We start from the raw sequence: 18230 nt of genomic DNA on the forward strand, positions 1-18230 counted from the left end.
CAATCACCTTGAGGTTCTGCCGGTGGGGTCGAGGCTGTCGCGCAGCCAGTCACCGAGAAGGTTGAGGCCAAGCACGGTCAGAAGGATGGCAAGACCGGGGAAGACGCTGACCCACCATGCCGTTTGCAGATAGGTGCGGCCATCCGCCAGCATGCCGCCCCAGCTCGGAATGGTCGGATCGACACCGAGGCCGAGGAAGGTGAGGCTGCTTTCCAGCAGGATGTTGTTGGCGACGTTGAGCGTCATCAGCACGATGACCGGGCCGATCAGGTTCGGCAGAAGGTGCTGGAGAATGATGCGCCAGTCCTTCACGCCAATGGCGCGGGCGGACAGGATGAATTCCCGTTCGCGCAGCGTCAGCACCGAGCCGCGTACCAGACGGGCATATTGTACCCATTGCGAGACGATCAAGAGGATGATGGTGTTGGTGAGGCTGCCGCCAACAATCGCGATGAAGGTGATGGCCAAGAGAATGAAGGGCATGGCGAGCTGGATATCGGCAAAGCGCATGACCAGCATGTCCCAGAAGCCGCGATAATAACCGGCGACCAGGCCGACGATCACGCCGAAGACCACGGCACCGATGACCGATGTGAAACCGACGAGCAGCGAAATCTTGCCGCCGGCCACGACACGGGCCAGTACGTCACGGCCGAGCGGATCGGTGCCGAGCGGATGGGCGGCGCTAGTGAAAGGCTTGGCAAGGCGCGCCATCAGGTCGATCTTTTCGGCACCGCCCGGAAACAGCACGTCGGAAAGAAGAACGGCAAGGCAGATGACGACGGTAAGCAGGGCGCCGAGGATGAATTCGAGATTGTTGAAGCGCGACAGGCGCGAGGTTTTGGCAGCCATCGTCAATTACTCCGTGCGGATGCGCGGATCGACCAGCCCGTAGGCGATATCGACCAGAAGGTTGATGCCGACGATCATCAGCGACAGCACGGTGATGACGGCCTGAAGCACGGGATAGTCGCGCGCGCCCACCGCATCGAAGGCGAGCGTGCCGAGACCCGGCCAGTTGAAGACGCGTTCGATGACGACGATGCCGCCGAGAAGTCCGCCGAATTGCAGGCCGAAATAGGTAATCAGCGGAATGGCGCAGTTACGCAGCGCATGCTTGTAAAGCACCTTGTTTTCGCTGAGGCCCTTGGCGCGCGCCACCATGACATATTGCGAGCGCAGCGTATCGAGCATGGCCGTGCGCACCAGGCGGACATTGGTCGCCGTCAGAATAACGCCCATGGTGACCGATGGCATGATGTAGCTTGCAAAGCCGCCCATGCCGCTTGGCGGCAGCCAGCCGAGCGTGATGGAGAAAAGCAGCACCAGCATGGTGGCCAGCCAGAAATTGGGGAAGGACAGGCCGACGAGCGAGAAGATACGGATCACCTGATCGGCCGTCTTGCCGCGCGAGGTCGCGGCCTTGATGCCAAGCGGAATGGAAAGCGCAATCGACACCGCCATGGAGATGAAGGCGAGAAGCAGCGTGGCGGGCAGGGCATCGGCGATGAGCCGTGATACCGGCGTGCTGCCAGTGAAGCTGCGGCCGAAATCGAGCGTAACCAGGCCTTTCAGGAAGCTGAAATATTGCACGAAGAACGGCCGGTCGGTTCCAAGCGCCGCACGAATGCGCGCCAGATCGTCTTCCGTCATGCTGCCGCCGCCCTGGAACATGGTGACAGCCGGATCGCCCGTCAGGCGGATGGCGAAGGAAACGAGAAGGGTGATGGCGATGACGACAAAAATCGCCTGCAGCAATCGCTTGATGAGGAAACCGGCCACGTTTTTTACCTTGAAGAGAGACCCGACCTTGCCCGCGGGATGGCGGGCAAGGCGCTTTTAGGGAGGATAAGCCTGATTATTCGACGGTGACGTCGGTCAGCTTCAGGCGGTTATCCGGCGGTGCCACGAAACCCTTGACCCGCTTGTTGATGCCGTAAATGGCATTGGTGTTGTAAAGCGGAATTTCCAGCGCGCGCTCGGCGGCATAGGCGCCGACTTGCTTGAGGATCTTTTCGCGCTCGGCTCGGTCAGTCAGCGGGCGCTGCGATTCCAGCAGCTTGTCCAGCTTCTCGTCCTTGTCGTAAGGGTTCCACTTTTCACCCGAGTGGTACATGGAATAGGCCGTGTTGTCGTAATCGAAGGTCCAGCCGCCCCACTTCTGCTGGAACATCGCGCCGGTCTTGCCCTGCGGGATGATGTCGTTCAGGAGCACGTTGGTCTCATAGGGCTTGATGGTGGCGGTGATGCCGACCATGGACAGATAGCTGGAGATGACCTGCGCGACTTCGTTCATCGTCGCATCGTTGCCTCTGATATCGATCTGCAGTGCCGCACCTGGCTTGACGCCGGCTTCCGCGAGCAGCTTCTTTGCGCCTTCCGGATCATAAGGCAGCGGCTTCAGATCGGCGTCGTAACCGAAGGACAGCGCGCTCTGGAAGCTGGCGATTTCCGAGGCCTGACCGGCAAGGATCGACTTGACGATCGTGCCGCGATCAACGGCCATGATGATGGCCTTGCGCACATTGGGATCAGCGGTGATGCCGTCACGAGTGTTGAAACGCAGCGCATCCACCGTCGGGCCTGGAACGCTGACGATCTCCAGCTTGGAATCGCCTTCGATGACCGGGATCATGCCGATCGGGATGGTGGGAGGAATGACGAGATCGACGCGGCCGGCCTGCAATTCGGCAACCGCGGTCGCCGGCTCGGCGATGAAGCGGAATTCCAGTTCGGAGAGCTTTGGTGCGCCGCCCCAGTAATCCGGGTTGGCTTCCAGCTTGATGTTGGTCTTCGGCGCATAGGAGACGAATTTGAACGCGCCGGTGCCGACCGGGTTGAGGTTGAAGTTGTCCTCGCCCTTTTCCTGAATGTATTTCGGCGGCACGATCATGCCGCCATAACCGGCAAGCTTGGTCAGAAGCACCGGATCGGGCGCCTTGAGCTTCATGTCGACGGTGTAGTCGTCGATGACGTCGACGCTTTCGATGGCGACATAGTTGGAGCGCTGCGGGCCCTTGGTACCCTGTTCGCCGAGAAGGCGCTCGAAGGTGAACTTGACGGCGGCGGCGTTGAAGGGCTCGCCATTATGGAACTTGACGTTCTGGCGCAGCTTGAAGCGGATGCGCTTGCCTTCATCCAGCTCTTCCCAGGATTCGGCAAGACCGGGCACGAGTTTCAGGTCCGGACCGCGATAGGTCAGGCCATCGAAGATGTTGGTGGCTACAGCTGCCCATTGTACCAGGAAGGTGTCGATCGGATCCCAGCTGCCGGGGTCCTGCGGGCTGGAAATGGTCATCTTGCCGGCGGCGAAAGCCGGCGCTGCGGTGAAGGCCGTGCCGGCCAGCGCAAGCGCGACGAACGTTGCCGTCATCCCCTTTTTGATTTTTGTCATCTACCTGTTCCTCTTCAGATGGTTACGGTTTTGGTTATTGTTCAGGCGCTCTTCGCGATGAAGTGGCCTGGATTGATTTCCTCATGGGCGAGAATGGCGGGCTCATCGCCGACGCGGCGCACGGGATTGGGAATTTCGCCCTCGATCATGGCGATGCGGCGCTCGATCAAGGGATCGGCAACCGGCACTGCGGAAAGCAGCCGGCGCGTATAATCATGCGTGGGCGTTTCGAAGACCTGCTGGCGGCTACCCATTTCCATGATCTGGCCGAGATAAAGCACCGCGACGCGGTGGCTCATCTTTTCCACCACCGCCATGTCATGGCTGATGAACAGGTAAGCAAGACCACGTTCCGCCTGCAGATCCATGAACAGATTGATGATCTGGGCCTGGATGGAGACGTCGAGCGCCGACAGCGCTTCGTCGGCGATGATGAGCTTGGGATCGGAGGCGAGCGCGCGGGCAATGCAGACACGCTGCCGCTGGCCGCCCGAAAACTCGTGCGGATACCGCGATGCATGTTCCGAACTCAAACCCACCCGTTCCAGCAGCTCATCCACCCGGCGGCGCACCGCCTTGGCATCGTTGATCAGGCCGTGGGTGTTGATCGGTTCGGCGATCGAGAAGCCGACCGTCTTGCGCGGATCGAGCGAGGCGAAGGGGTCCTGGAAGATATATTGCACTTCCTGCCGCATGCGGAAACGTTCCGCTGCCGACATCTCAGAATAGCTGCGGCCGTTGAAGGATATTTCGCCCGACACCGCCGATTGCAGCTGCTGGATGGTGCGGCCGATGGTGGATTTTCCCGAACCGGATTCACCGACCAGCGCCAGCGTCTCCCCGGCGTGGATGTCGAAGCTGACCTTCTGCACAGCGCTGCAACGGTGCGTCGCCTTGCCGAACAGGTTCTTGCGAATATCGAAGCGAACGAACAGGTCGCGAACCGAAAGCAGCGGCTTCTCGTCGTATTTCGCGGTGTTCTGCACGCGTTCCTCGCCCACCACGACCGGCTGGCCATCCTGCAGGACGGTGAGCGGCAGGCGCTTGGGAAACTCTTCGCCGGTCATGCTGCCGAGACGCGGAACGGCGGAAAGCAGCGCCCGCGTATAGGGATGCTGCGGATTGGCGAAGATGTCCTTGACCGGGCCTTCCTCAACCTTCCTGCCCTTCCACATGACGACGACGTCATCGGCCATTTCCGCCACCACGCCCATGTCATGGGTGATGAAGACCATGCCCATGCCGAGCTTCTTTTGCAGGTCGCGCATGATGTTGAGGATCTGCGCCTGAATGGTGACATCCAGTGCCGTCGTCGGTTCGTCGGCGATCAGCAGCTTCGGCCGACAGGCAAGCGCCATGGCGATCATCACGCGCTGGCGCATGCCGCCGGAAAGCTGATGCGGATAACGGTGCAAGAGCTCGGCCGCATCAGGCAACCGCACCATGTCGAGCAACTTTTTTGCCTCGGCCATGGCCGCCGCCTTGCCCATTTTCTCGTGCAGGACAAGCACTTCGCAAATCTGGTCACCGATGGTGAAGACCGGGTTCAGCGACGTCATCGGCTCCTGGAAGATCATGGCGATCTCCTTGCCGCGGATCGACCGCATTTCCTTCTGCGATGCCTTCAGCAGATCCTTGCCTTCGAACATGATGCGACCGGCGGGGTAAGTCGCGCCCATCATATCCGCAAGACGCATGGTTGAGAGCGAAGTGACCGATTTGCCCGATCCGGATTCGCCGACGATTGCCACCGTCCTGCCGGCTTCCACGGCAAATGAAATATCGTCCACGACGCGGCTGTCGCCGAACTCAACGCTCAGGTTTTCAACCGAGAGGAGGGCGTTGCGGTTTGCGGCAGTCATATCAGCGTCTCCGGCTTGGCGTGCGCGGCAATGCCGACGCGGCCATCTGAAATAGTGAGGGGGCAAGGGCGTGGGGCAGGCGCGCGGGATGAAACGCTGTGCCGGAGGATGGGAGGGTCAAAAGAAAGCGCATGGCGTTTCAGGCGCGATGTAGATTGGCTGCTGCCGGTCGATACGGGAATTGCGACCTGGTCGAAGTGCTACGGGCGATCTCACCGGTGCCGGTAAAATGCCTGGTGCCAGTCTCAGAATCGATGATGCGCATAAACTTGTATTCCCCACCCTTGTTTTACAAAAAAGCTAACAAAACCGGACAATCATGTCCAGAGTGTTGAACAATTTTTGTATACTGCTCTACAAATACGCAAGTGCATTTATTTTGGGCGCGGGTGTGCCGACGGGCCGGACCCCGATTAAGGGATGGTTTTAGTCTGTATTGAGGATGTGTCGATTTCAGTGGTTGCGGGTGCCGTTGCCCGTGGTACAGGCCGGATGAAGACTATTGAAAAAGGATACCGGGTATGACGAATAGAACGGGTGCGGTCAGGCTATCCGGCTTCCTGCGTTGCGCATCGGTGCAGGATGTCCAACTTGTAGAAAGCCATCTACCCGATCACATTCGCCTGACCAGATCGGAGCCGGGCTGTATTTCCTTTGAGGTATCGCAGACCGAAGACCCCCTGATCTGGAGGGTGGAAGAGCTTTTTGTGGACCGCGCTGCTTTCGATTTTCATCAGCAGCGCACGCGCGCATCCGAGTGGTTTGTTGCCACCTCCGCCATTCCACGGGACTATGAGATAGTGACGCTGACGTAAATAAAGACAGGCCGCAGCGGCATTCCTGCCGGCTGCGGCCTGTTTGGATTTTTGAAGCACAAGTGGACTGGTGTCTGCGCCTATTCCTTCGGCATGCCGATCGGTGGCGCAAGACGCCGCTGCGCAGCGATGCGGAAGGGGGCGTTCATCGCGCCATACCCGCCGTAGGCACCGCGCCTTTCGACAATTTCGAAGAAGAACCCTTCGCCGAAGGTGCGGCTGTAGATCTGGAAATATTCGCCGTTGTCGTCCCGGTCGTAGAGGATGCTTGCTTCCCGGAGTGCGTCGGAGACTTCCGGTTCCAGCCCGAAGCGGGCCTCCAGATCGTCATAATAATTGCGCGAGATCGGCAGGGCGTGAAAGCCGCGCGCATGCAGAGCCTTGGCGGTGGCGAAGATATCGTCTGTGGCGAAGGCGATGTGCTGGATGCTGGTGCCGAAACCCTCCGCCAGAAATTTGCCGGCAAAGGTCTTTCGGTTGTCGGCGCCGTTCATGGTCAGGCGGAAACGCGGGGAGGGCACGCTTTCTATGGCCTGGCTGCGCACCAGACCGCCGGGATCGACCACATCCACCATCGGCGTGCGGCGCGTTGAAAACAGCGATGTGTAAAACAGAAGCCAGGTCAGCATTTCATCGTAATGCGTTGTTTGCGCAAGATGGTCGATGCGGGTCAGTCCGGTGTTGCCTGCCGGTGTCGTCGCGTCTACCGGTGCGAATTCATTGTCCCAGATGGAGGCGAGCGCCGTGGAGCCGTCGAGGAAATAGATGACGCCGTTGCCCACGCCCTGAATGGCTGGAACCGCGACTTCGCCGGATTTGCGCGGTTCGGCGAATGTCGGCGCGCCCAGCGCTGCCGCACGCGCAAGCGCTGCCTGCGCATCATCGACCTTCAGGCCGAAAGCATAGGCATTGGTGCCGTGGATGGAGTAGGATGCACCGGCGAAACTCTCACCGGTGCCGCCGGTATTGATGACGATGCGAATGTCGCCCTGCGTATAGAGATCGACATCGCGATTGCGGTGCCTCGCGGTTTTATCAAAACCGAGTGTGGCGAGCAGCGCTTCCAGATTGGCCTTTTCCTCCGGTGCCGTTGTGAACTCGACAAACTCCACACCTTCCGTCTGCACCCGCTCAGGCATGGCGGGCGCCTCGATGCGGATGTCGGGCTCCAGACGGCGCACCTGATCCATGAGGTTGATGAGCGAACGATGGCCGTCCTCAGCCAGCAGACGCGCCGAGCCACCGCGGAACTGGTCGTTGAAGATTTCGAGCGACAGCGGGCCGCTATAACCGGTTGCGGCAACAGCGCGCATGAAATCCACCACCGGCAGATCGCCTTCGCCGGGCATGTTGCGGAAATGGCGGCTCCAGTACAACAGGTCCATGTCAATCAGCGGTGCGTCGGCCAATTGCACGATGAAAATCTTGTCGCCGGGAATGGAGCGGATGGAGTTGGGATCGATCTTGCGCGACAGCGTGTGGAAGCTGTCGAGGATGATACCGACATTTGGGTGATCGGCGCGGCGCACCACTTCCCACGCATCGCGATGATCGCTGATGTGCCGGCCCCAGGCCAGCGCCTCGTAACCCACGCGCACACCATGCCTGGCCGCAAGCTCGCCAAGCTCGTGGAAATCGGCGGCGGCGCGGTCTATGCCGCCCAACGACACCGGCGAGACATTCGAGCAGATCAGCATCAGATCGGTCCCGAGTTCGCCCATGATGTCGAATTTTCGCCCTGCGCGCTCGAAGGCGCGGGCGCGGTGCGGTTCCGGCATGCCTTCGAAATCGCGGAACGGCTGGAAAAGCGTGATATCCAGCCCATGATCCGCCGCAAGGGCCTTCACCTCGCGCGGCGAGGCGTCGTAGGTCAGGAAATCGTTCTCGAAAATCTCCACACCGGTGAAACCGGCCTTGGCAATGGCCCCCAGTTTCTCCGGGAATTCGCCGCTGATGGAGACGGTGGCGATGGAAGTGCGCATTGGCACGCCCTGTTTGCCTGTGTCATAGCTCGCCATATTGCGTTCCTTTTCAGCGTTATGTACTAATTGGTTAATAATAGGGGTGCGGCGGCAAGCCGTATACCCTGCTGATGGATGGATCATGACAAAAAGCGCAACTTCGAACGGCACCAGCGAAACCCGGCAGGCGAAGCGCGATCCGGAAGGCGTGCGCCGAGACATTCTTTCCGTTGCGATGGATGAGTTTTCGCAAAACGGCCTGTCGGGGGCGCGCATCGACGAGATCGCCGCCCGCACCCGCACGTCCAAGCGGATGATCTATTATTATTTTACCGACAAGGAGGGGCTTTACCAGCGCGTTCTTGAGGAAGCCTATGCCAAGGTGCGTGACGGCGAGAGCGATCTGGAGCTGGACGGTCTGGAGCCGGTTGCGGCGCTCGAAAAGCTCTGTCGGTTCACCTTCGATCACCATCGCCGCAACCCGGCTTTCATCCGCATGGTGATGATCGAGAACATTCATCACGGCCGGCACATGCAATCGTCCGAAACGATCCGCCAGCTCAACCGGCCGGCCATCGATGCCCTGGAAAGCGTGCTGCTGCGCGGCCAGAAGAGCGGTATTTTCCGCAACGGCATCAATGCGCTGGAACTGCACTGGCAGATCAGCGCGCTGTCCTTTTTCAACGTCTCGAACGTCGCAACCTTCTCGTTCATCTTCGGCGACGGGCTGTTTACCGAGAAGGGTCAGCAAACATTGTCGCAGCACGTCAGCGACATGGTGTTGCGATATGTGCTGAGCCCGGACCATATCACGACGATCGGGAAAGACGGCCGATGAGGTGGCTGAGCGCCACCCCGTAACCTTCGATGCCGAGACCGGCGATCACGCCTTCGGCGCGCGTCGAGACATAGGAGTGGTGGCGGAATATCTCCCGTTTGTGGATGTTGGAAATGTGAACCTCGATCACCGGTGCCTCGAAGGTATTGAGTGCATCGAGGATCGCCACCGAGGTATGGGTAAAGGCACCGGGATTGATGACGATCCCTGCCGATGTGCCGCGCGCCGCATGGATCCAGTCGATCAGCTCGTATTCCCGGTTGCTCTGGGCAAAGAATATCTCGTGGCCCGCCGCCTCGGCAATCGCGCGGCAATTGGCCTCCACATCGGCCATCGTTTCGTAGCCGTAGATTTCCGGCTGGCGTTGGCCGAGCAGGTTGAGGTTCGGTCCGTTAAGTATGGTGAAAAGGCTCACGCCACACCCTCTTTCGTGCAAATTTCGGTGAAATGTGCGGTCATGCGCTCGGCATCAGGTTCACGGCCGCAGAACAGCCGAAACGCGCCGACAGCCTGAAACACCGTCATGCCACCGCCGGGCAGGGTGCGACAGCCTTTTTGGGCCGCCGTCGCCAGAAGCTCGGTCACCAGCGGCATATAAACGATATCGGCCACCCAGTGCCGTTGTTCAAGGAGGTCGGCCTTGACCGGCATGCCGGGATGGGCGGGCATGCCCATCGGTGTGGCGTGGATCAACCCATCCGCGAAGGGCAGGGAATCTGCCGGGTCTTTCACGGCAAAGGCGTGGCCTTCGCCAAAACGGGCGTTGAGCTCTGCAGCCAGATGCTCTGCGCGGCTGAAATCGCGGTCGCAGATATCGAGATGGGTAATGCCGAGTTTCAGCGCCGCATGGGCCACCGCAACGCCTGCACCACCAGCACCGACCAGCAGCGCCCGGTCGCGTTTCGCATCCGGCAGGCCGCGCATGAAGCTTTCGTAAAATCCGTACCAGTCCGTATTGTGCCCGATGCGACGTCCGTCCTTGAAGACGACGGTGTTGACCGCGCCGAGCATGCGGGCATCATCAGACAATTCATGCAGGTGCGGCAGCACCGCCTGCTTGAAGGGATGGGTAATGTTGGTGCCGGCAAAGCCGCGCGATTCCAGCTCGTTGAGCAGATCGGGAAGCGCGCTCTCCGGCAGCTTGCGCGCCACGACATCGACAAGTTCATAGGAATAGTCGAGGCCGTGGGCAGCCCCTTCGCGCATGTGCAGCGCGGGAGATTTGGAAAGCTGGATGTCGGCGCCAATCAGGCCGACCTTGAAGGATTTGGTGTCTGTCATGATCAGGTCATCGCTCATCGAACGTGGTGGGAGAGGCGGGGGTCATCCCCGCCTGCCTGTCGGCTTCGGGTGAGCCTTAGTGATGGGCGAGAATTTCGCCGAGGAATGTGCGGGTACGCTGATGCTTGGGATCGCGGAAGAACTCGTCCGGCGGGCCTTCCTCGATGATTTCGCCTTCCGACATGAAGACCACACGGTCGGCAACCTGCCGGGCAAAGCCCATTTCATGGGTCACGCAGATCATCGTCATGCCGTCGCGGGCAAGGCCGATCATCGTGTCGAGCACTTCCTTGACCATTTCGGGATCAAGCGCCGAAGTCGGCTCATCGAACAGCATGGCTTTCGGCTCCATGCAGAGCGCCCGGGCAATCGCCGCGCGCTGCTGCTGGCCGCCGGAAAGCTGCGCCGGATATTTATCGGCCTGATTGAGAATGCGCACGCGCTCCAGATATTTGCGCGCGGTCGCTTCCGCATCGGCTTTCGACAGGCCCTTCACCCGCATGGGCGCCAGGGTGCAGTTTTCCATGATGGTCTTGTGCGGGAAGAGATTGAAGCTCTGGAACACCATGCCCACTTCACGGCGAACCGCATCGATGGCGCGGGTCGAATCCGAAAGCGTGGTCCCCTCGACCGTGATCTTGCCCTCCTGGATTTCTTCCAGATGGTTGATGCAGCGGATAAGGGTGGATTTTCCCGAACCGGACGGGCCGCAAAGAACGATTTTTTCGCCTTTGCGAACCGTCATGTTGACGCCTTTCAGCGCATGGAAGGCTCCATACCACTTTCCAACCCCTTCAAGGGCGATCAGCGGAGCCTGTGCGGCGGAGGATTGCGACATGGAACTTTCCTTCATGCTGGGAAGCAGTTAGTTGACGGTGTAGGGAATGTCAGGAAGCGAGGCCGGAAACTCCGGAACCGGGCGCTTCATCCATTTGGCATAGACTTTTGCGAGCTCGCCATTGGCCTTGGCTTTGTCGAGCCAAGCGTTGAGTGCCTCGTTCCAGTCCTTTTCACCGGGGCGCGTGGCGGCGCTGTTGTAGAGGGTCACGAGGTCGAACTTCACCTCGTAATCCTTGCCGCCAGCCGCTGCGAGACGGTCACCATAAAACTGGTTGCCGCCGATTGCCTCGATCTGGCCCGATAGGATCGCCTGAATGGTGGCGGCGTCATCGTCGAAACGCAGAATTTTTGCATTGGTGCCGGCACCTGCGGTCAAAGCCGTGTCCATCGGACTGGATTTCGGCGCGCCGACGGTCATTCCCGTGAGATCGTCGAAGTTGGCGATCTTCTTGTCCTTGGTGGCATAGACCGACATGACGTTATGCGCGTAAGGCTGCGCATATTGTACGTTTTTTGCGCGTTCCGGCGTCATCCCCATCGACGCGAACAGGGCATCGACCTTTCCGGTGCGAAGCGACGGGATGCGGTTGGCGACTGCAAGTGGTACGAACTCCACTTTCAGTCCAAGATAGTCCGCAAACCCGCGGGCCAAATCCGCATCATAACCTTCCTGAACACCAGAGGAATTTATGAAGCCCCAGGGCGCGTTGTCGCCCTGAATGCCGATGATGATCTTGCCGCTGGACTTTGCTTCTTCAAGTGTTCTGGCTTCTGCGCCTGCGGGTGTCAGGATTGGCAGCAAAGCTGCTGCCAATCCGACGGCGATGGCTGTTCGCCAACGCGTCTGTTTGTTAAAGATTCCCATTGGTTACTCCTCCCAATCCAGCCTCTTCCGGTCTTCACTTCACGGTGAAAGGAATATCCGGCAGGCTTTCCGGGAAAGCGGGAACTTCGCGCTTCATCCACTTGTCGTAGATCTTGGCAAGCTGGCCATCCGACTTGATCTTGTCGAGGAAGGCGTTGACGGTCTCGTTCCAGTCCTTTTCACCCGGACGGGTGCCGGCGCCGTTGTAAAGCGTCGTCAGGTCGAACTTCGGCTCGTATTTGCCGTTGGCAGCCTGATTGAGGCGGTCGCCATAAAACTGGTTGCCACCGACAACCTCGACCTGGCCGGAAATCAGCGCCTGAATGTTGGCGGCATCATCGTCAAAGCGCAGGATCTTGGCCTTGGAGCCTGCACCTGCCGTGATCGCCGTGTCCATGGCGCTGGACTTCGGAACGCCGACGGAAACGCCGGTCAGATCGTCATAGTTGCCGATCTTCTTGTCCTTGGGGCCGTAGACGGAAAGCACGTTACCGGCATAGGGCTTGGAATACTGGATGGTCTTGGCGCGCTCGGCGGTCATGCCCATGGTTGCGAACAGCAGGTCGACCTTGCCCGTCAGAAGGGCCGGAATGCGGTTTGCCACGGCAAGCGGTACGAATTCCACCTTGACGCCGAGATATTCGGCAAACGCCTTGCCGATATCGGCATCGAGGCCGTCCTGAACGCCGCTCGAATTGACGAAGCCCCAGGGCGAATTGTCGCCCTGAATGCCGATTACGACCTTGCCCTTGGCCTTGGCCTCATCCACCGTGCCGGCGAAGGCGTCGACCGGTGCGATAAAGGGCAGGGCGACCGTTGCTGCGGCGAGCGCGAGCAGGGTGCGACGTGAGAATTTACCGTTGGATTTCATCTTTTGCTCCTCCTTACAAAGCTTGATGACATGTTGATGGGTATTAGCGGGAAGCGGCTTGCATCCGCTTTTCTACACTGGCGCCCCACAGGGAAAGCGGCCAGCAGATCAGGAAATACATGATGCCGACGATGGCAAAGACCGTCAGCGGACGGAACGTCTGGTTGGAGACGATCTGGCCGGCGCGGGACAGTTCGACGAAGCCGACAATGGCGGCAAGCGACGTGCCCTTGATGAGCTGCACCAGAAAACCGATGGTTGCGGGCAGCGAAATCTTGAAGGCCTGCGGCAGAACCACGTCCTTCATACGCGACACGTAGTGCAGGCCAAGCGCGTTGGCGGCTTCGGTCTGACCCTTCGGCACAGCCTGGATGCCACCGCGCCAGATTTCACCCAGAAAGGCGCTGGCATGCAGGGTGAATGCGATGGCGACCGCAACCCAGGCATCCACATTCAGGCCCGCAAGCGCCACGCCGTAATAAACGACGAAAAGCTGCATCAGGAGCGGTGTGCCCTGGAAAATCGCGATGAAGCCGGTGCTGGCGCGCTGGATCGCCGGGGTTTCGGCAACGCGGCCAAGCGCGACGCAAAGACCGAAAATGCCGCCGCCGATGAAGCCGATCAGGGTCAGCGCAAGGGTCCATTTCAGGCCCTGCAGCAGGAAGAACAATTCGTTGGAACCGATGGATGCCATTGTCTTTTCCTCACTTGACCGGATAGCTGAACGATGTGCGGGAGATGAGGGAAAATATCCCCATCATCAGCGAGGAAATGACCAGATAAAGCAGCGTGATCGAGAAATAGACTTCAAAGGAGCGGAAGGTGTCCGCTTCGATCTGCTGAGCCACCGAGGTCAGCTCGTAAGCCGCAATCGAGGTACAGACCGAAGTGGTCAGCGTCAGCATGATGAACTGGCTGGTGAGTGACGGATAGACCGCGCGAAGCGCCGGCTTCAGAATGATGTGCCGGAAGATCTGCGCCCGGTGCAGGCCGAGCGCCAATCCCGCCTCAACCTGGCCTTTGGGAATGGAATCGACGCCACCGCGAATGATTTCAATGGCATAGGCGCCGCCGTTCAACGCAAGCGCAATGATGGCCGTGACAGTGGGGTTAAGCTTGATGCCGATTTGCGGCAGGGCGAAGAAGATGAAGAATATCTGCACCAGAAACGGCGTGTTGCGAATGGCTTCCACGAACCCGATGACCAGACCGCGCAGCAGCTTGAAGCGCGAACGACGGGCGACGACGCCGAGAACCCCGATGACGGTGGCGAGCGACATGCCGGCGATTGCAAGACCTATCGTTGCAAGACAGGCCAGAAGCAGCTCGGGCAGGCGGTCTATGACCGCCGAAAAATCGAGACTGTAAGACATATTTCCTCCCAACCCGTTCGGGTCCGAACAGACGTTTCGCCTTGTTCGCATCGCTTTGGAAACCCTGTGGCTCCAAAGCCCTCCGTTTGTTTTTACCGTGCCGGGGAAGCTCCACACTTCTCTGCCAGCATAGCGTTAACCTGAATGTTTGTACCAGTTAGTTCAATTTTGTGTCAAGCGCCAACTCCGGTTAGAAACAGCTTAAAAATCACTTTTTCTTCATTCATCTTGTTCAAGAAAGTCGTTTTTTATCAACGACTAATGTGATTGATCGCAAGCGTTTTCATCGCACGCCCGCGCCATTCCCATCTCGCTGGCAAAAGCGCCCGAAGGCCGCTCAGTCTTCGCGAAAACCTGCCATTCCTTCTTTAGTCTTCGCTTGCTCCCAGCCGGTCGATCTGCCCCGCGAGGCGCTCGGCGATCAGGAGTGAGGACCCCGTTGCCGTCACCATTTGCGGCAGCGACAGCCATTCGAGCATCCAGCCCGCGCCCGAACGTTCCTGTTCGTGAACGAGAGACTGGTGCAATGCCGAAATCTGCACGGCGTTGAAGCGTGCCAGCGTCACCAGCGTTTCCGCATTGACCGGGTTCTGCTTGTGCGGCATCGCCGACGAACCACCCCCGCCGCTCATGCGAATTTCCGCGCCGACTTCGGCCAGAAGCGCGATATCCTGCCCGAACTTGCCAAGCGTGCCGGTGACGAGCGACAGCAGATTGGCAAGCTCGGCGATACCGTCGCGCTGGCTCTGCCACTGCGGTCTGTCAGAAAGGCCGAGACGGTTTGCGAGATCGGCGCGGACAGTGCCGGCATTGTCGCCGAGCTTTTCCAGCGTGCCGGCCGCGCCGCCGAACTGGACGGCAAAACCGTGCTGCAAAAACGTGTCGATCCGAACCAGATGCCGTTCCAGCGGATCGATCCAGCTTGCCACCCTGTCGCCGACCGTGATGGCGATGGCGGCCTGCATGCGGGTATATCCCGTCAGCGGGTTGCTGCCATCGCGGGCCGCAATATCACCCAGCGTATCGATGAGGCGGCCGAGCCGTGCCGCGATGATTTCCGCTGCCGCCTTCAGCCGCAGCATCAGGCTGGTATCGATGACATCCTGGCTGGTGGCGCCGAAATGCAGCTTTTCCGCCGCAGTACCGGCAACCGCCGCCCGCATCTGCCGGACAAGTTCCGGCACCACAACGCCGTCCTTGGCGACGCCATGGCGAAGCGCGGTGGTATCGGCGGCAAAATCGGAAAGGCGGGAGACGATCGCATCCGCCGCATCTGCTTCAATGACGCCCGCCCCGGCTTGCGCCTGCGCCAGCGCCGTCTCGAAACGGATCATGGCATCGATATCCGCTCTGGCCGAAAACAGCTCAACGATTTCGCTGTCGCCAAAAAGGCCGGAGAGAAACGGATGCTCGAAGGGGGAAAGGCTCATCTCAGGTTCCGCTTTAAATTACTTGCACATATCGTCGTCGCAAAACCGCTACACACTTTGGTGCGATATGCTTCAGATATCGAAAAACACGGTTTCGCCCTCGCCCTGAAGGCGGATATCGAAACGATAGATGTTTCCTTCCTCCTTTTTGGCGACAAGCGTGGCGATGCGGCTTTTCTGCTCGACGCGGGCAAGGACCGGATCGGCGGCATTGGCCTCGCGCTCCTCGGGAAAATACATGCGGGTCTGCAGGCCAATATTGATACCGCGCGCCACGATCCAGAAAGTAATGTGCGGCGCCATCCACCGGCCGTCGCGGAAGGGCACCTTGCCGGGCTTGATGGTGTCGAAGATGAATTCGCCGGTATCCATGTCGCCGGGCGAGCGCCCCCAGCCGGTGAAATTCGGATCCGCCTTGCCGCGCGTTTCGCTGGGGCTGTTGTAGTAACCGTCCGTATCCGCCTGCCAGATTTCGATCAGGGCGTCCTTCAGCGGCATGCCAGCGCCGTCGTAGACCGTGCCACGCACGCTTACGCGTTCGCCGCGAGCCTTGTCGTTATAGAGCGCGCCGGAGCCCAGGTCCTTTTCGAACACGCCCTCGATGCCAACGAAATTGGGGGTGCAGCCGATATGGACATATGGACCTGCCGTCTGCGACGCTGATTCCTTGAGATAACCGAGCGGCTGGACCATGATCAGTTGCCTTCCTTGCGATTTTCGAAAAACGTGGAGCGGCGGCCGCGAAGCACGATGTCGAACTTGTATGCCAGCATGTCCATGGGAATGTTTGAATTCATATCCAACGGCGCGATCAGCCGCTTGATCGCATCCTCGTCCGGGATGGTTTTGACGATCGGACATTTCCAGATCAGCGGATCGCCTTCGAAATACATCTGGGTTATCAGCCGCTGGGCAAAACCGTGGCCGAAGACCGAGAAGTGGATATGGGCAGGCCGCCAGTCGTTGACGCCGTTCGGCCAGGGGTAAGCGCCAGGCTGGATGGTCTTGAACCAGTAATAACCGTTCTCATCCGTGATCGTGCGGCCGACGCCGCCAAAATTCGGATCGATGGCGGCGAGATAGGTTTCCTTCTTGTGGCGATACCGCCCGCCGGCATTGGCCTGCCAGAATTCCACGAGCGCACCGTCCACGCCGCGGCCGCGCTCGTCCAGCACGCGACCGTGGACCAGAATGCGCGGGCCAATCGGCATTTCGCCAGGGCGGGCATAATTGAGGATCAGGTCGTTATCCAGCTCGTTCAGCAGGCTGTGGCCGAAAACCGGCCCGGTGATCTCGCTTTTGGTGCCCTCCAGCGAAATCAGGGCGCGCTGCGGAGAACGCAGGATAGAGGTCTTGTACCAGGGAGCATAGGCCAGCGGATGAATGTCGCGGTCGCGTGCGAAGAACGGCCCGGTTTCGGGCTTTGTATTGCTCATTTCGTCTCCTCCTCGTCGCGGGAACTATCGGCTTTCATGCCGGCCAGAGCAAGCTTGGCGGTCTTGAAAGCGTGGTTGGCGGCGGGCACGCCGGCATAGATTGCGACATGCAGCAGCGCTTCGCGAATATCCGCTTCGGTGGCGCCGGTATTGGCGGTGGCGCGCACGTGCATGGCAAGTTCCTCGTCCTGACCGAGTGCGGCAAGCAAGGCGATGGTGACGATCGAGCGCTCGCGCTTCGTCCAGTGGTTACCGGACCACACCGTGCCCCAGGCCGCTTCGGTGATGAGCTGCTGAAACGGCTGGTCGAACCCCGTCGTCACCGTCTGCGCGCGGTCGACATGCGCGTCACCGAGCACGGCGCGGCGCGTTTTCATGCCCTGCTCAAATCTCTCGTTCTTGTCGATATTGTCCGCCATCTGTCAGTGCTCCGGCAAGGTCTTCAGAAAATCACCGACCGCCTGCGCATAGGCGAGCGGTTGTTCAAGGCATGGAATGTGGCCGCAGCGTGCAATGGTGGCGAGACGGCTTGCGGGAATGAGGTCCGCCAGCGATTGCACCAGTGCTGGCGGTGTCGACCCGTCTTCATCGCCCGCCACGCAGAGCGTCGGAACAGCGATGCGGCCCGCTTCGTGCGTGAAATCGGCATCGCGTATGGCGGCGCAGGTGCCGCTGTAACCGGCCTCCGGCTGTTGGGAAAGCATGTTGCGTGCACCCGCATAAACCACGTTGTCCGGCTGGCGAAAGGCTGGTGTGAACCAGCGCTCCATCACCGGATCGATCAGCGAGGTAAGGCCGTCAGCGGCGATCTTGTCGATGCGCGCGTTCCACATCTCGGCGGTGCCGATCCTGTGGGCGGTATTGCTGAGCACAAGGGCACGCACGAGATCGGGACGCCGGGCATAAAGTCCCTGTGCAACCAGTCCACCGACCGACAGACCCCAGATGACCGCATTGTCGACGGAAAGATGATCGAGGATGGCAATCAGGTCGTCCGCGTGATCGTCTATCGAATAGGCAGGGCGGCCGATATCGGACAGGCCATGGCCACGTTTGTCGTGCAGGACGAAAGCATAGTTGTCGCCAAGTTCCGCAATCACCGCATCCCAGATACGGAAATCGGTGCCAAGCGAATTGATAAAGGCGATGACCGGCTTGCCGCTTTCCAGTTCGTGCGCACGATAATGGATCGCGTTTTCGCCACAGCGCAGAAAATGCATGATGTACGTCCTCCTGTTGACGATATTGCAAGCACGTTCCGGTT

General features: G+C 59.8%; 19 protein-coding genes. 2 read left to right on the top strand and 17 right to left on the bottom strand.

Features of this window, described 5'->3' with window-relative positions; all coding sequences use genetic code 11:
* Positions 1-3 precede the first annotated feature (3 nt).
* The 4 genes from CRP02_RS10780 to CRP02_RS10795 form a co-directional block, all read right to left on the bottom strand.
* A complete protein-coding gene (locus CRP02_RS10780; protein ID WP_004430999.1) occupies positions 4-852 on the bottom strand; it encodes an ABC transporter permease in 849 nt (282 codons plus the stop codon).
* Between the two features lie 6 nt (positions 853-858).
* Positions 859-1782 (bottom strand): ABC transporter permease, encoded by a 924-nt coding sequence (locus CRP02_RS10785; protein ID WP_003499197.1) that lies wholly within the window; start codon positions 1780-1782, stop codon positions 859-861.
* 76 nt (positions 1783-1858) lie between these two features.
* Positions 1859-3394, bottom strand: coding sequence for an ABC transporter substrate-binding protein (locus CRP02_RS10790; RefSeq protein WP_097171048.1), 1536 nt, complete (start codon positions 3392-3394; stop codon positions 1859-1861).
* Between the two features lie 41 nt (positions 3395-3435).
* Positions 3436-5256: an ABC transporter ATP-binding protein gene (locus tag CRP02_RS10795; protein ID WP_004431005.1), complete on the bottom strand. Its 1821-nt coding sequence runs from the start codon at positions 5254-5256 to the stop codon at positions 3436-3438.
* 521 nt (positions 5257-5777) lie between these two features.
* On the opposite strand from CRP02_RS10795, the gene CRP02_RS10800 reads away from it, so the two are divergent.
* Positions 5778-6071: a putative quinol monooxygenase gene (locus tag CRP02_RS10800; protein ID WP_179783986.1), complete on the top strand. Its 294-nt coding sequence runs from the start codon at positions 5778-5780 to the stop codon at positions 6069-6071.
* A gap of 80 nt (positions 6072-6151) precedes the next feature.
* On the opposite strand, the gene CRP02_RS10805 is transcribed toward CRP02_RS10800, so the two are convergent.
* Positions 6152-8053 carry a bifunctional sugar phosphate isomerase/epimerase/4-hydroxyphenylpyruvate dioxygenase family protein gene (locus tag CRP02_RS10805; RefSeq protein ID WP_097171328.1) on the bottom strand — a complete coding sequence of 634 codons (1902 nt, stop codon included), beginning with the start codon at positions 8051-8053 and terminating at the stop codon, positions 6152-6154.
* A gap of 121 nt (positions 8054-8174) precedes the next feature.
* Here CRP02_RS10805 and CRP02_RS10810 point away from each other — a divergent pair, with 121 nt between their 5' ends.
* Entirely contained in the window at positions 8175-8870 is a 696-nt protein-coding gene (locus CRP02_RS10810) for a TetR/AcrR family transcriptional regulator (protein ID WP_097171050.1), read from the top strand.
* Here the strand turns inward: CRP02_RS10810 and aroQ are convergent.
* The 12 genes from aroQ to pcaD all read right to left on the bottom strand — a co-directional run bounded on the left by aroQ (position 8842) and on the right by pcaD (position 18186).
* A complete protein-coding gene (aroQ, locus tag CRP02_RS10815; protein WP_097099472.1) occupies positions 8842-9285 on the bottom strand; it encodes a type II 3-dehydroquinate dehydratase in 444 nt (147 codons plus the stop codon). The two genes, CRP02_RS10810 and aroQ, sit on opposite strands and share 29 nt — an antisense overlap.
* Positions 9282-10169, bottom strand: a complete 888-nt coding sequence (locus tag CRP02_RS10820; protein WP_013762364.1) for a shikimate dehydrogenase — start codon at positions 10167-10169, stop codon at positions 9282-9284. Before CRP02_RS10820 ends, aroQ begins: the two co-directional genes overlap by 4 nt.
* A 58-nt stretch (positions 10170-10227) precedes the next feature.
* Entirely contained in the window at positions 10228-10989 is a 762-nt protein-coding gene (locus tag CRP02_RS10825) for an amino acid ABC transporter ATP-binding protein (RefSeq protein ID WP_004431018.1), read from the bottom strand.
* Between the two features lie 27 nt (positions 10990-11016).
* A complete protein-coding gene (locus CRP02_RS10830) occupies positions 11017-11856 on the bottom strand; it encodes a transporter substrate-binding domain-containing protein (RefSeq protein WP_097171051.1) in 840 nt (279 codons plus the stop codon).
* A gap of 34 nt (positions 11857-11890) precedes the next feature.
* Positions 11891-12727: a transporter substrate-binding domain-containing protein gene (locus CRP02_RS10835; protein ID WP_004431022.1), complete on the bottom strand. Its 837-nt coding sequence runs from the start codon at positions 12725-12727 to the stop codon at positions 11891-11893.
* Between the two features lie 43 nt (positions 12728-12770).
* A complete protein-coding gene (locus CRP02_RS10840) occupies positions 12771-13421 on the bottom strand; it encodes an amino acid ABC transporter permease (protein WP_097099470.1) in 651 nt (216 codons plus the stop codon).
* Between the two features lie 10 nt (positions 13422-13431).
* Positions 13432-14100 carry an amino acid ABC transporter permease gene (locus CRP02_RS10845; protein WP_045022345.1) on the bottom strand — a complete coding sequence of 223 codons (669 nt, stop codon included), beginning with the start codon at positions 14098-14100 and terminating at the stop codon, positions 13432-13434.
* Between the two features lie 368 nt (positions 14101-14468).
* The gene (locus CRP02_RS10850) at positions 14469-15530 is read right to left on the bottom strand and encodes a 3-carboxy-cis,cis-muconate cycloisomerase (protein ID WP_097171052.1); all 1062 of its coding nucleotides are present in this window, start codon (positions 15528-15530) and stop codon (positions 14469-14471) included.
* Between the two features lie 72 nt (positions 15531-15602).
* Positions 15603-16223, bottom strand: a complete 621-nt coding sequence (pcaG, locus tag CRP02_RS10855; protein WP_097171053.1) for a protocatechuate 3,4-dioxygenase subunit alpha — start codon at positions 16221-16223, stop codon at positions 15603-15605.
* 2 nt (positions 16224-16225) lie between these two features.
* Positions 16226-16966: a protocatechuate 3,4-dioxygenase subunit beta gene (pcaH, locus tag CRP02_RS10860; RefSeq protein WP_004431032.1), complete on the bottom strand. Its 741-nt coding sequence runs from the start codon at positions 16964-16966 to the stop codon at positions 16226-16228.
* Positions 16963-17385, bottom strand: coding sequence for a 4-carboxymuconolactone decarboxylase (gene pcaC / locus CRP02_RS10865; protein WP_019567000.1), 423 nt, complete (start codon positions 17383-17385; stop codon positions 16963-16965). Before pcaC ends, pcaH begins: the two co-directional genes overlap by 4 nt.
* A 3-nt stretch (positions 17386-17388) precedes the next feature.
* Positions 17389-18186: a 3-oxoadipate enol-lactonase gene (gene pcaD / locus CRP02_RS10870; RefSeq protein ID WP_097171054.1), complete on the bottom strand. Its 798-nt coding sequence runs from the start codon at positions 18184-18186 to the stop codon at positions 17389-17391.
* Between the last annotated feature and the right edge of the window lie 44 nt (positions 18187-18230).

Source organism: Rhizobium sp. AN5 (genome assembly GCF_900215255.1).
Classification (GTDB): domain Bacteria; phylum Pseudomonadota; class Alphaproteobacteria; order Rhizobiales; family Rhizobiaceae; genus Agrobacterium; species Agrobacterium tumefaciens.

Bases quoted from the DNA above. Each gene is read 5' to 3' on its own strand.
- CRP02_RS10800 (WP_179783986.1), top strand. From the start codon at position 5,778: ATGACGAATAGAACGGGTGCGGTCAGGCTATCCGGCTTCCTGCGTTGC.
- CRP02_RS10840 (WP_097099470.1), bottom strand. From the start codon at position 13,421: ATGGCATCCATCGGTTCCAACGAATTGTTCTTCCTGCTGCAGGGCCTG.
- CRP02_RS10810 (WP_097171050.1), top strand. From the start codon at position 8,175: ATGACAAAAAGCGCAACTTCGAACGGCACCAGCGAAACCCGGCAGGCG.
- CRP02_RS10780 (WP_004430999.1), bottom strand. From the start codon at position 852: ATGGCTGCCAAAACCTCGCGCCTGTCGCGCTTCAACAATCTCGAATTC.
- CRP02_RS10835 (WP_004431022.1), bottom strand. From the start codon at position 12,727: ATGAAATCCAACGGTAAATTCTCACGTCGCACCCTGCTCGCGCTCGCC.
- pcaG (WP_097171053.1), bottom strand. From the start codon at position 16,223: ATGGTCCAGCCGCTCGGTTATCTCAAGGAATCAGCGTCGCAGACGGCA.
- pcaC (WP_019567000.1), bottom strand. From the start codon at position 17,385: ATGGCGGACAATATCGACAAGAACGAGAGATTTGAGCAGGGCATGAAA.
- CRP02_RS10850 (WP_097171052.1), bottom strand. From the start codon at position 15,530: ATGAGCCTTTCCCCCTTCGAGCATCCGTTTCTCTCCGGCCTTTTTGGC.
- CRP02_RS10825 (WP_004431018.1), bottom strand. From the start codon at position 10,989: ATGTCGCAATCCTCCGCCGCACAGGCTCCGCTGATCGCCCTTGAAGGG.
- CRP02_RS10795 (WP_004431005.1), bottom strand. From the start codon at position 5,256: ATGACTGCCGCAAACCGCAACGCCCTCCTCTCGGTTGAAAACCTGAGC.
- pcaH (WP_004431032.1), bottom strand. From the start codon at position 16,966: ATGAGCAATACAAAGCCCGAAACCGGGCCGTTCTTCGCACGCGACCGC.
- CRP02_RS10830 (WP_097171051.1), bottom strand. From the start codon at position 11,856: ATGGGAATCTTTAACAAACAGACGCGTTGGCGAACAGCCATCGCCGTC.
- CRP02_RS10820 (WP_013762364.1), bottom strand. From the start codon at position 10,169: ATGAGCGATGACCTGATCATGACAGACACCAAATCCTTCAAGGTCGGC.
- CRP02_RS10845 (WP_045022345.1), bottom strand. From the start codon at position 14,100: ATGTCTTACAGTCTCGATTTTTCGGCGGTCATAGACCGCCTGCCCGAG.
- CRP02_RS10790 (WP_097171048.1), bottom strand. From the start codon at position 3,394: ATGACAAAAATCAAAAAGGGGATGACGGCAACGTTCGTCGCGCTTGCG.
- CRP02_RS10805 (WP_097171328.1), bottom strand. From the start codon at position 8,053: ATGCGCACTTCCATCGCCACCGTCTCCATCAGCGGCGAATTCCCGGAG.
- pcaD (WP_097171054.1), bottom strand. From the start codon at position 18,186: ATGCATTTTCTGCGCTGTGGCGAAAACGCGATCCATTATCGTGCGCAC.